Annotated in this window: 11 protein-coding genes; 4 read left to right on the top strand and 7 right to left on the bottom strand. The window is 65.8% G+C overall.

Translation table 11 applies throughout. The annotated features are described in order from the left end of the window. The coding region (locus IC50_RS28120; RefSeq protein ID WP_035712412.1) for an alpha/beta fold hydrolase at positions 1-507 on the bottom strand (507 nt) is incomplete at its 3' end. A 66-nt stretch (positions 508-573) separates the two neighbouring features. Then, positions 574-1008 (bottom strand): DUF983 domain-containing protein, encoded by a 435-nt coding sequence (locus IC50_RS28125; RefSeq protein ID WP_035712413.1) that lies wholly within the window; start codon positions 1006-1008, stop codon positions 574-576. A 73-nt stretch (positions 1009-1081) separates the two neighbouring features. On the opposite strand from IC50_RS28125, the gene IC50_RS28130 reads away from it, so the two are divergent. Beyond that, the gene (locus IC50_RS28130) at positions 1082-2452 is read left to right on the top strand and encodes an aminotransferase-like domain-containing protein (protein ID WP_035712415.1); all 1371 of its coding nucleotides are present in this window, start codon (positions 1082-1084) and stop codon (positions 2450-2452) included. A gap of 102 nt (positions 2453-2554) precedes the next feature. On the opposite strand, the gene IC50_RS28135 is transcribed toward IC50_RS28130, so the two are convergent. Next, the gene (locus IC50_RS28135; RefSeq protein WP_035712429.1) at positions 2555-2818 is read right to left on the bottom strand and encodes a hypothetical protein; all 264 of its coding nucleotides are present in this window, start codon (positions 2816-2818) and stop codon (positions 2555-2557) included. 233 nt (positions 2819-3051) lie between these two features. Between IC50_RS28135 and IC50_RS28140 the strand changes: the two genes are divergently transcribed. Continuing rightward, positions 3052-3789, top strand: coding sequence for a sulfite exporter TauE/SafE family protein (locus IC50_RS28140; protein ID WP_085973994.1), 738 nt, complete (start codon positions 3052-3054; stop codon positions 3787-3789). Positions 3790-3862: 73 nt separating this feature from the next. Here the strand turns inward: IC50_RS28140 and IC50_RS28145 are convergent, their stop codons facing one another. From IC50_RS28145 to IC50_RS28155, 3 genes are all read right to left on the bottom strand, one after another. Further along, the gene (locus IC50_RS28145) at positions 3863-5662 is read right to left on the bottom strand and encodes an ABC transporter ATP-binding protein (protein ID WP_035712432.1); all 1800 of its coding nucleotides are present in this window, start codon (positions 5660-5662) and stop codon (positions 3863-3865) included. 391 nt (positions 5663-6053) lie between these two features. Next, on the bottom strand, positions 6054-7640 hold the full coding sequence (locus tag IC50_RS28150; RefSeq protein ID WP_035712418.1) for a DHA2 family efflux MFS transporter permease subunit: 1587 nt from the start codon (positions 7638-7640) through the stop codon (positions 6054-6056). Between the two features lie 106 nt (positions 7641-7746). Continuing rightward, a complete protein-coding gene (locus tag IC50_RS28155; RefSeq protein ID WP_035712420.1) occupies positions 7747-9057 on the bottom strand; it encodes an HlyD family secretion protein in 1311 nt (436 codons plus the stop codon). Positions 9058-9257: 200 nt separating this feature from the next. Here IC50_RS28155 and IC50_RS28160 point away from each other — a divergent pair, with 200 nt between their 5' ends. Both IC50_RS28160 and IC50_RS28165 read left to right on the top strand, forming a co-directional pair. Further along, complete coding sequence (locus IC50_RS28160) at positions 9258-9893, top strand: TetR/AcrR family transcriptional regulator (RefSeq protein ID WP_035712423.1); 636 nt, start codon at positions 9258-9260, stop codon at positions 9891-9893. Between the two features lie 43 nt (positions 9894-9936). After that, entirely contained in the window at positions 9937-10275 is a 339-nt protein-coding gene (locus IC50_RS28165) for a DUF6665 family protein (protein WP_035712426.1), read from the top strand. Between the two features lie 74 nt (positions 10276-10349). Here the strand turns inward: IC50_RS28165 and IC50_RS28170 are convergent. Continuing rightward, positions 10350-11262, bottom strand: a 913-nt coding sequence (locus IC50_RS28170; RefSeq protein WP_035712435.1) for an extensin-like domain-containing protein, incomplete at its 5' end; no start/stop codon positions are given.

Genomic DNA, 11262 nt, shown 5'->3' on the forward strand with positions numbered 1-11262 from the left:
GGTCTCGAAGCACTTGATCGGCATTGGGACGCGGCGTGCACTGAGCCAGTCGAGATCGGCTTGGGGCGTGTCCGGCGGCGGCGGATTCGGCGGGATGCGATAGCCGTCGCCCGAGGCCGTGGCCTTGCGCATCGGCTCGCGCCCGCCCTCGTTGAGATCGAACAGCGACTGGCCGTCGCGCGGCACGAAGGCGTCGAGATAGATCAGCTGCGTCACGCGCTCGCGCGCGCGGTCCGCGACGCCCGTCGCGACCATGCCGCCATAGCTATGGCCAAGCAGCACGATGTCGCTGAGATCCTCGAAGGCGATGACGTTGAGGATGTCCTGGATGTGCGTTTCCAGATCGATCGCCGGGCTTGCGAGATGCGCGCGCTCGCCGAGCCCGGTGTAGGTCGGCGCCACCAGGCGATGGCCGGCCTGCGCTATCAGCGGATGCATCTTCTTCCAGGCCCATCCGCCGGACCACGCGCCATGACAAAGCAGGAAGGTCTTCGCGCGCGTGGCCATCGGCGTTTCCATCGGTCTTGTTGGTACGACGGAGTGTAGCGGCCGTGCGCGCGATGTAAACGCCGCTCAGGCCGCGCGCGTATCCGCCTTCGCCAGCACCGGTGCGAGCTCAACGGCCTCGCGCCGCAGCTTGCTCGCCTCGAACCCGTGCATGCCCAGCTGCCATTGCAGCCCGACGATGGCGCCCTTGGTCGGTTGCAGCAGTGCGAGCGAGGCGAACAACGTCACCGGCAGCCACACCGCGAGTTGCAGCCACTCCGGCGGCGCATAGGCGGTCTCGACCGCGAGGATCGCCGGCACCACGAGATGGCCGACCACGACCATCACGAGATAGGCGGGAAAGTCGTCTGCGCGCTGGTGAAACAGCTCCTCGCCGCAATGGTCGCAGCTGTGGGCGACCTTCAGGAAACGGCCGAACAGGCGCCCTTCCCCGCAATTCGGACATTTGCCGCTGAAACCGCGCCACATCGCCTTTGCCAGAGAGACCGTCGCCATGGCCACACCTCTTCCTTTTCGCCAGCCCATACAATAATATCTTGCATCCATACATTCAAACGCTTCTGGCCAAAATTGCATGGACTGGACCCCTACAATCTCGGAGCTGAGCGGGCCGCGCTACCAGCGCATCGTCGAGGCCATGGAGGCCGACATCGCCGCAGGGAGGCTGGTGCGCGGCCAGCAGTTGCCGACGCAGCGGGCGCTCGCCAAGGCACTCGGCGTCGACCTCACCACGGTGACGCGCGCCTACACCGAGGCGCGGCGCCGCGGCATCATGGAGGCCCGTGTCGGACTGGGCTCATTCGTGTCGGAGACCAGCGCGCGCCGCACGGTCGACCTGCCGCATCCCGTCGCGATCGATCTCTCGATGAACGTGCCGCCGCATCCGCTGGAGGCGCAGCTCGACGAGCGCATCATCGCCGGCATGGAAGCCATCCGCGCGCAATCGGGCCTGACGGCGTATCTCAACTATCAGCCGCCCGGCGGCAGCGCGCATGAGCGCGAGGTCGCGGCGCGCTGGATGCGCGCACGGGTTCCGCATGCGCGGGCCGACAGGCTCGTGATCTTTCCCGGCGCGCAAACCATCCTCTTCAACCTGCTCGCTCATCTTGCGCGGCCCGGCGACATCGTGCTGACGGAGGCCCTCACCTTCCCCGGCATCAAGGCCGCCGCGGCACGGCTCGGCGTCAAGCTCGTCGGCGTCGCCATGGATGACGGCGGCATCCTTCCCGATGCGCTGGCAAAGGCGTGCCGCGCGCACCGGCCAAAGGCCGTCTATCTCATTCCGACGCTGCACAATCCGACCACCGCGACGCTGTCCGCCGAGCGGCGCAGCACCATCGCAAAGATCATTGGCGATGCCGATACGATCCTGATCGAGGACGACGCCTACGGCCTGCTCGACCGCTCGGCATCGCCGATCGCGGGTCTCATTCCCGAGCGGACCTATCTCGCGACCACGCTGTCAAAATGCATCGCGCCGGCGCTGCGCGTTGCCTACCTGCTGACGCCCGACAGCGGCGCGCAACGGGACATGCGCGGCTACCTGCAGGCGACCGTGCAGATGCCGGCGCCGCTGATGGTCGCGCTGGTGACGCACTGGATCGAAAACGGCATTGCCGATCGTATCATCAGCGCCATTCGCAGCGAGGCGGTCGGCCGCCAGCAGCTCGCGCAACGCACGCTGAAGGGCTTTCAGTTCCTGGCCAAGCCTGCAGCGCATCATCTGTGGCTGCGGCTGCCGGAGGGCCGGCCCGACCTCGCGGCACATCTCCTGCGGAACGGACTTGCCGTTGTCTCCGGCGATGCCTTCACGGTCGACGGGGCACCGCCGCATGCGGCGCGCGTCTCGCTGGGCGCGGCACGGAACAGATCGGAATTGACGGAAGCACTGCGCATCCTGATCGGCGCGCTGCAGAAGCCTGCCGACACCAGGCAGATCGTCTAAAGCATGATCCGGAAAAGTGCGCAGCGGTTTTCCGAAAAGATCATGCTTAAACAACAACCTAAAGCGCGATGACGGTTCAGCCTGATCGCATCGCGCGTTAGATCATCGACGATGACGGCGATGGCCGGAGCGCACCACCGGTGCCACAGGTGGCGGATAGGCCTGCGATGCAAACGCATCGCCCGGCGATCCCTGCCGACCGAGAGCCGCACGCGCCGCAGGCGTGAGCTGGCCGCCATTCAGCACATCGCGGTCGGGATGAGCGGCCTGATACGCCGCAGGCTCGGAAAACTGTGCCTGGGCCATCGTCGGCGTCAACGCCACCGCGAACAGCGCGCCTGCAACGGCAATCTCGGTGCGGGTCATGGTCATTCTCCATCATCGCATTCAGGACTGACCGATCCGAGCGCATGATCGCGTCGGGCGGCCCCAGGATTGGGGTACGGCCATCATGTAGGCGTGTCTTCCGCGAAAGCCCGACGCGGCAGATCACGCTTGCGTGCAGCGTGGATTGACCGGCACGGCAGCAGGCGTGCTATGCGAGCGATGGCGGTCGGCAATTCGGGATCGCCCCTTGCGACGGGGATAATCTGTTGGGAATGCTCACCTATGTCCTGCTGCTGTTCGGCGCGCTGGCCGGCGGCTTCGTCTCGGGACTGGCCGGATTCGGCACGGCGCTGATGGCGCTCGGCATCTGGCTCTACGTTCTGCCGCCCTCGCTCGCGGTACCCCTGGTGCTGATCTGCTCGGTGATCGCGCAGACTTCGACGCTGCCCTCGATGTGGAAGAGCTTTGATCTCTCGCTGGTCTGGCCCTTCCTGATCGGCGGACTGCTCGGCGTGCCGCTCGGGACCATGATGGTCGCCTCCGCCGATCCAAAGGTATTCAAGCTGAGCGTCGGCGTGCTTCTGCTGATCTTTTCGACGGCCCTCTATCTGAACAAGCGGCCGCTCGCGATCAAGTTCGGCGGCAGGATCGCCGACGGAGCGATCGGCTTTGCCGGCGGCATTCTTGGCGGTCTCGCCGGGCTGTCGGGGCCGCTACCGATCCTGTGGGCCAACATCCGCGGCTGGAACAAGCACGAGCGGCGCGGCATCTTCCAGCTCTTCAATTTCACGGTGCTCGCCACCGCGCTGGTGCTGCAGACGGCGTCGGGCCTGGTCGAACTGCAAGTGGTGTGGCTCGCACTGGTCGCCTTTCCGGGCACGCTGATCGGCGCATGGGTGGGCGCGCGGGTCTATCACGCGCTGAGCGACAAGCATTTCGGCGACGTCGTGCTCGGCCTTCTCTTCCTCTCGGGCCTCGGCCTGGTCTGGAACAGCCTCGGCACACAATAGGCGCTCCTCGCGAGCGACATGCGGACGGCGAAGCGACGGGGTCGCATTGCACGTCCGTATGTCAGCCGCCGCCTCATTCCGCTGCTGCGATCTGTCCGAGCTCCACCACCTGGCGCTCGAACAGGCCGCGATAGATGCCCCCTCGCTTGGCTGCGAGCATCGCATGCGTCCCTTGCTCGACGATCTCGCCGCGGTCGAACACCAGGATGCGATCGAGGCTCATCACCGTCGACAGGCGATGCGCGATCACGATCGAGGTGCGGCCCCTCATCAGTCGCTCCATCGCCTCTTGGATCAGCGCCTCCGATTCCGAATCCAGGCTCGAGGTCGCCTCGTCCAGGATCAGCACCGGCGCGTCCGCCAAGAAGGCGCGCGCCAGCGCCACGCGCTGCCGCTCGCCGCCCGACAGCTTGACGCCGCGCTCGCCGACCAGCGTGCCGTAGCCCTTCGGCAGGCGCAGGATGAAGTCGTGCGCGTTGGCAAGCCGCGCCGCCTGCTCGATCGCTTCAAAGCTGGCGCCGGGCCGGCCATAGGCGATGTTCTCCGCAAGCGTGCGGTGGAACAGGATCGGCTCCTGCTGCACGATCGCGATCTGGCTGCGCAGCGATTGCTGCGTGGCGTGCGCGATGTCCTGCCCGTCGATCAGCACGCGGCCACCGGTGACGTCGTAGAGCCGCTGCACCAGCTTGACGAAGGTGGTCTTGCCGGAGCCGGAGCGGCCGACCAGACCGACGCGTTCGCCGGCGCCGATCTTGACAGACAAGCCGTCGTACAGCGGCGCGCGATGGCCGCCATAGTGGAACGTGACGTCGTCGAACACGATCTCGCCGCCCTCGATCGCGATCGGCCGCGCATCCACAGCATCAGCGATTCCGATCGGCTCGTCATGGATCGCCACCAATTCGTCCATGTCGTTGACCGAACGCTGGAGGTTGTTGATGTGCATGCCGACATCGCGCAGATAGGCATGGATGACGTAGTAGCTCGTCAGCACATAGGTGACGTCGCCGGGCGAGGCGTGACCTGACATCCACAACAGCACCGATCCGCCGATCACGGACGCGCGCAGGCACAGCAGCAAGGACAGCTGTGACATGGCGGTGTAGTTGTAGCGAAACCAGGTCCGCCGCACGCGCACGCGCCAGCGGTTGACGATGCGGGCGAGCCGCGTGTCCTCGCGCGCTTCGGCGCCGAAGGATTTCACCACGGCATTGCAGGTCAGCGCGTCCGCCAGCGTGCCTCCGACCTTGGTGTCCCAGGCATTGGAGACGCGCGCCGCCGGCGCGATGTAGCGGGTCGAGAGCACCACCGTGATCGTGACGTAGAAGATCGCCCCGAGCGCGATCACCAGGCCGAGCGAGGCCCAGTGCGCGCCGATCAGGATCATCGAGCCGACCAGCACCAGCAGCGACGGCGCCAGAGCCATCAGGATGGTGTCGTTGAGCAGGTCGAGCGCCCACATTCCGCGGGTGATCTTGCGCACCGTGGAACCGGCAAAGGAGTTCGCATGCCAATCGGTCGAGAAGCGCTGCACGCGCGTGAATGCGTCCTGCGCGACCTCCGACATGATCTTCAGCGTGAACGGCACGATCGCCTGGAGCCCTGCGAGCCGCAGCACCATCGAGGCCGCGCCCAGCGCCACGATGGCGCCAAATGCGACAAGTGCGGCGTGGCGCGCATCGGGATCGGACGGACCGCGTGTCAGCGCATCGACCAGATGCCCCGAAAACACCGGCATGAACAGGTCGGCGACGGTCGCGCCCAGCAAGCCGCCGGCCACGACGAGGCCGCGCCCCGGCTGCTTCAGCCAGTGCCTGAACACGAAGGGCAACACCACGCAGATCGCGGCGGGCTTCTTTGACAGAGCGGTCATGGCATCCTCCGGCCGCTCGCGCAGGCCGGCTCCATTGATGGACGCAAGTCGGCCGGAGGCGGCAACGGCGTCACGCAAGACTGATTTTGACTTGGGAAGTGAGGCGATCGGGACGCTCGGTCGAAACCTTGGCCCAATCGAAGCTGGCGGAGGAGGCCTCTAACAGGCCGCGTACATACCGAGCCGGGACATCATCGAGCGCGGGCGTACGATCTGCGAATGCGACGAAATCATGCAAATCCCTCCCGGTTCGATTGAATGAGGCGCGCTTTATAGATGTGCCGCCGGCGATTTGCAACGGGGCTCGCGCGAGATCACGCACGAGTGTTGCAAATTGGTGCGCGACGTCTTGGTGCGCGTCGCCGCCGCTCCACTCTTCGCTGTCATGCCCTCAATGCGCGTCGCCGGCAGCGCCGAACGGCGAGGCCGGCTTGTTCAGCAGCGCGACCAGCAGGCTGAGGCCGAGATAGAACAGCGTCAGCATCAGGAAAGCGTCGCCGAAACTCATCACCACGGCCTGCCGGTGCACGATCTGGCTGAGCTGCTTCATCGCCATCAGCGTGGAATCGCCGAGCCCCTGGAACTTCTGCACGAGCATGTTGAGGGTCTCGGTCGCGGTCGCGTTGCCCCAGGTCACGCGTTCCTGGAGGCGGGTGATGTGCAGGTCGGTGCGGTCGTTGAGCACGGTGTTGATGACGGCAAGGCCCACCGCGCCGCCGAGATTGCGCATCAGGTTGAACAGGCCGCTCGCGTTCTTCACCAGGTCAGGCGCCAGCGTGCCGAGTGCGACGTTGTTGGTCGGCACCATCGCGAACATCATGCCGATGCCGCGCAGGATCTGCGGCACCAGCAGCTCGTAGAAATCGTAATCGCGGGTGATCCAGGTCATCTGGTAGGAGCCGATCGCGAACACGATGAGGCCGAACGCGATCATGTAGCGCATGTCGAGCTTGGCCATGAGCCGGCCGACCAGCGGGGCGACCAGGAACATGGTGATGCCGGAGACGAACATGGTCTCGCCGATCATCAGCGCGCTGTAGCCCCGCACCTCGGCGAGATAGCGCGGATAGATGTAGGTCAGGCCATAGAGGCCGATGCCGATGCAGAATTGCAGCGTGCATCCGACGGCGAAATTGCGATCGGAGAAGGTGCGCAGATTGACGATCGGCTCGGCCGCCGTGAACACGCGCCAGAAAAACGCGATCGCCGAGATCGCGCAGATCCCGGCGCAGATCGCGACCGAGGTATCCTGCATCCATTCATATTGCGGGCCTTCCTCCAGCACATATTCGAGCGTGCCGAGGAAGCCGGCCATGAACAAGAGGCCCCACCAGTCGAAGCGGTCGAGCAATTCGAAATGCGGCTCGTCGAAATCGACCAGCGCCAGCACGCCCAGGGTGATGCCGATGCCGGGCACGACGTTGATGAAGAACAGCCAGTTCCACGACATCAGGTCGGTGATGTAGCCCCCGACCGTCGGCCCGATGGTCGGGGCCAGCGTCGCGACGAGACCGATGATCGGACCGACGATGTGGAATTTCGTCCGCGGAAAGACGGTGTAGGCCGAGGCGAACACCGTCGGAATCATGCCGGCGCCGAGAAAGCCCTGAAGCGCGCGCCACAGGATCATCTCCTCGATCGTCGTGGCGAAGCCGCAGAGCAGGCTCGAGGCGGTGAAGCCGGCCGCCGAGATCGCGAACAGCAGCCGCGTGCCGAAGGCGCGCGACAGGAAGCCCGACAGCGGGATCGCGATGACCTCGGCGATCAGATAGGCGGTCTGGACCCAGGAGACTTCGCTGGAGCTCGCCGACAGCCCGGCCTGGATTTCGCTCAAGGAGGCCGAGACGATCTGGATGTCCAGGATCGACATGAACATCCCGAACACCATGATGATGAACGCGAACAGCCGCTTCGGCGCGATGCGCTCTTCAGCGGCGGTCGCCATCATGTCAGGTGAAGCGGTGGTGGCGTTGGCCATGGTGTCAGCTCGGGCTGGAACGGCGGGCTCTTACCTCTCCCGCGAGCGGGAGAGGGAGCGCAGCTGCAGTCGGAACTGGGGTATCGCGACTCATGAGCGATCGATCCTACTGCGGATGCACCGTGGGATCGTCGAGATCGACCTCGCTGTCGGCGTCGGCGGCGCCCTTGTTGGTGTCGACGGTCGCATAGACCGACATGCCGGCGCGCAGCAGGTTCTGCTTCGCTACCGACTTCGGCACGCGGATGCGGACCGGCACGCGCTGCACGATCTTGGTGAAATTGCCGGTCGCGTTGTCCGGCGGCAGCAGCGTGAACACCGAGCCCGCGCCCGCCGCGATGCTGTCGACGAGGCCGGAGAACTTGCGCATGCCGTAGGCGTCGACCTTGATCGTCACCGGCTGGCCGGGACGGATGCGCTTGAGCTGCGTTTCCTTGAAATTCGCGTCGATATAGACGTCGTCGAGCGGCACGATGTTGCCGAGGCGCTGGCCGACCGCGACGAAATCGCCGGCATTGACCAGGCGGTTGGAGAACATGCCGTTGACCGGCGCGCGCACCGCGGTGAAGCCGAGGTCGCGCTCGGCCTTGGCGAGCGAGGTCTTGAGCTCGGCGAGCTGGGCCTGTGCTTCGGCCTGCTGCGCTTTGGCGACATCGACATTGCTGACGGCGACGTCGTAGGCGGCCTGCGCGCCCTTGACCGCGGCAGCGCCCTGGTCGCGTCCGGCTTCCGAGCTCTCGAAGGTGGCGCGCGAGGCGAAGCCCTTGCTGCTCAGCGCCTGCTGGCGCTCGTAGTCCAGGTCGGCGCGCTTGAGGCCTGCCTCGGCGGAGACGAGTTGCGCCTTGGCCTGCGCGACCTGGCTGTCGAGCGCGGCGACCTGGCGGCCGATGCGATCGATGGTGGCCTGCTGGGTCGCGATCCTGGTCGCAGCAGCTTCGACCGCGATCTTGTAGTCGCCGTCGTCGATGCGGAAGACGATGTCGCCGGCACGGACCGGCGTGTTGTCGCCGACGAGAATCGAGGAGATGTGGCCGGCAACGCGCGCGCCGAGCATGGTGTTGTTGGCACGGACATAGGCATCGTCCGTTGAAATGTAGAAGCGGCCGACCAGCGTGTAATAGCCGGCATAGCCCGCAACAGCGAGCGCGAGGAGGACGCCGACGCCCATCAGGACGAATTTGCGCTTGCCGGATTTGGGCGCACCGGCGGCGGGCGCGCCTGGCGCGGGTGCGGTGGGCCTGTCGGTCACGGGCTTCTCTGGCGCCTCCGGCGTCGGACGCTTGGTTTCCTCGGCCACATGAGCGCGCAACTGCTCGGCATGGGGTAGGGATGTCTCGGACGCAGCATCGACGCCCGACTGCTCCTCCACCGCTTCGTGGCGAAGGACGCGAGCTGTCTGGTCTCTCGATATGGCCATAAAGGCCTCCCCAAAATAAGCATAAGCGCGACCAACGGCGGCCGCTGCGCAGCCGGTTCCTCTCGCTGATCTCAATTATCATTGACCGAACGGTTCGGTCAATATAAACAATCTTCCCGGTAGAACCCTACAGCCTCGAATCCTTTATTCGGGTTGCATGGCCCCGATCGGATCCAAAAACCTTCCGAGACCCTAAACCAATGGTTGTAGTTGCCAACGAACATCCGCAGGTCGTCCGGGAGGAGGACAGCTCCAAGCGCCGCCAGATCCTGGACGGTGCCCGCAAGGTGTTCATGGACCTCGGTTTCGACGGCGCCAGCATGGGCGAGATCGCGCGCGCCGCCCAGGTGTCCAAGGGCACGCTCTACGTCTACTTCGCCGACAAATGCGCGCTGTTCGAAGCTATCCTCGAACAGGAGGCGCTCCAGTACGGTCAGGTCGTGTTCAATTTCGATCCTGCGCGGGATGCCGAAACCACGCTGAAGGAGTTCGGCCGGGCCTACATCCATCTGCTCTGCCGGCCCGGGGGCGGATCGGCGATCCGCACCGTGATGGCGATCGCCGAGCGCATGCCCGATGTCGGTCGCCGCTATTATGCGCGCGTGCTGGACAAGAGCATCAACCGTCTCTCCGACTATCTCAAAGCCCACGTCGCCTCCGGCGATCTGGATATCGACGATTGCGCCCTTGCCGCATCCCAGTTCATGGAGCTGTGCAAAGCCTCGCTGTTCCTGCCCTTCGTGTTCCAGGCCGCGCCTGCGCCGTCGGAACAGCGCATGACCCAGGTGGTCGACAGCGCAACGCGGATGTTCCTCGCAGCCTACAAGACGAAGTAGCAGCGCGTTGCGCATAGGGGACGGGCGGCCCTATATTGCGGCCATGCCTCGTGATCTTCGCCCGCCGGTCGATATCCTCCACTACGAGATCGTCCAGGAACAGGCCTCGGCGCTTGGACGGATGGGCCGCGCACTCGAACAGAGCCTCACGCGGTTGCGCGAATTCGACGCCGCCCACGCTCCTTCGGACGTGCCGAGCTCGATGCGACCGGCCAGGCGCAAGCTGGTGATGGAAGCCGGCCACGCGCTCTGGATGTTCGTGGTCCAGCGTGAGGCGTCCGGCTTGCGCGACAGCCGCCACATCATGCGCACCTACAACGTCCCCGGCGAGGTGCAGCAATGCATGGGGCTGGCCCCTGCGCCGTCGAAGCCGGCCTCGTAGATCGTATCCCGCATGAGCGCAGCGACATGCGGGAAGACTGCCGCGGCTGCGATCATCCGAGCTACAAAGGAAGGCTACTCGTCGGCGTACTCGTCTTCTTCGTGCTTGCGCGCCATGCTCCTGCGCGCGCCCAGCGAGCCGGTGACGGAGGGACCGCGCGCATTCGCATAAGGACCGCGCGACTGCGCGCGCGCGGCGACCTCCTCGCCGGAGACGGCGGCCGGCTGGCAGATCAGTCGGCGGCTGGCGCGCCGCATCAGGTCGACGTGAATGTGATCGTAGTGAAAGACATTCGAGCCCGGCGCGAGCACGGTGGTGAAATGCGCGCACGCTCCCGATTGCACGTCGCGAAGAAATCCCTGCTCCTCGGGCATGCCGCGCCAGCCGCCTTTCACGGTGACGCGGCGGCCGTCGGCCAGCACGAAGGCGGAGATGTCGAGCGCGTTGCCGAAGGCGTGCTCGGAGATATGAGCGCGCGAGTTGCCGTTCATGCCGCGGCAGGAATAGGCGGAGATCTGCCTGATCTCGGCGACGCGGACGCCGAACCAGCGCATCGCCGAAGGCTGCACGGTGTCGGCGAGCCAGCGGTCGAGCTCGGACACGATTGGGCAGGCGAGAGTCGCTGTCGGCTTGATCGCGACGGGACCGACGGTCGTGACGGGATTGCCCTGCGCAGGGCCAAGACGCGGCAGCGGCTGCTGCGCGGGCGCCTGCGAGTAAGGCGCTGGCCGTGCCGGATAGCTCGGCGCATTCATGTAGCGCGCCGCACCCGCGGCATCGGTGCCGTCGGGCGGCAGGTCGATCTCGTCCTCCTGCGCCGCCACGCCGGGCGCGTTCAGCGATATCGGTCCGGTCGAGGGGCCATAGCCGCCGGGCTGGCGCACCGCGCTCTGGGGATAGTTCGAGCCTTGCGGATAAGTCGTTGCCGGATCATTCTGGCTCTGCGGATAATTCGATCGCGGGTGCGTCACCGGCCAACGCGGCTGG

The organism is Bradyrhizobium genomosp. I (2014), from assembly GCF_000261685.1.
Taxonomy (GTDB): domain Bacteria; phylum Pseudomonadota; class Alphaproteobacteria; order Rhizobiales; family Xanthobacteraceae; genus Bradyrhizobium.

Excerpts from the sequence above, each read along its gene's own strand:
- IC50_RS28165 (WP_035712426.1), top strand. The coding sequence starts at position 9,937 with ATGCCTCGTGATCTTCGCCCGCCGGTCGATATCCTCCACTACGAGATC.
- IC50_RS28155 (WP_035712420.1), bottom strand. The coding sequence starts at position 9,057 with ATGGCCATATCGAGAGACCAGACAGCTCGCGTCCTTCGCCACGAAGCG.
- IC50_RS28160 (WP_035712423.1), top strand. The coding sequence starts at position 9,258 with ATGGTTGTAGTTGCCAACGAACATCCGCAGGTCGTCCGGGAGGAGGAC.
- IC50_RS28150 (WP_035712418.1), bottom strand. The coding sequence starts at position 7,640 with ATGGCCAACGCCACCACCGCTTCACCTGACATGATGGCGACCGCCGCT.
- IC50_RS28135 (WP_035712429.1), bottom strand. The coding sequence starts at position 2,818 with ATGACCCGCACCGAGATTGCCGTTGCAGGCGCGCTGTTCGCGGTGGCG.
- IC50_RS28130 (WP_035712415.1), top strand. The coding sequence starts at position 1,082 with ATGGACTGGACCCCTACAATCTCGGAGCTGAGCGGGCCGCGCTACCAG.
- IC50_RS28145 (WP_035712432.1), bottom strand. The coding sequence starts at position 5,662 with ATGACCGCTCTGTCAAAGAAGCCCGCCGCGATCTGCGTGGTGTTGCCC.
- IC50_RS28140 (WP_085973994.1), top strand. The coding sequence starts at position 3,052 with ATGCTCACCTATGTCCTGCTGCTGTTCGGCGCGCTGGCCGGCGGCTTC.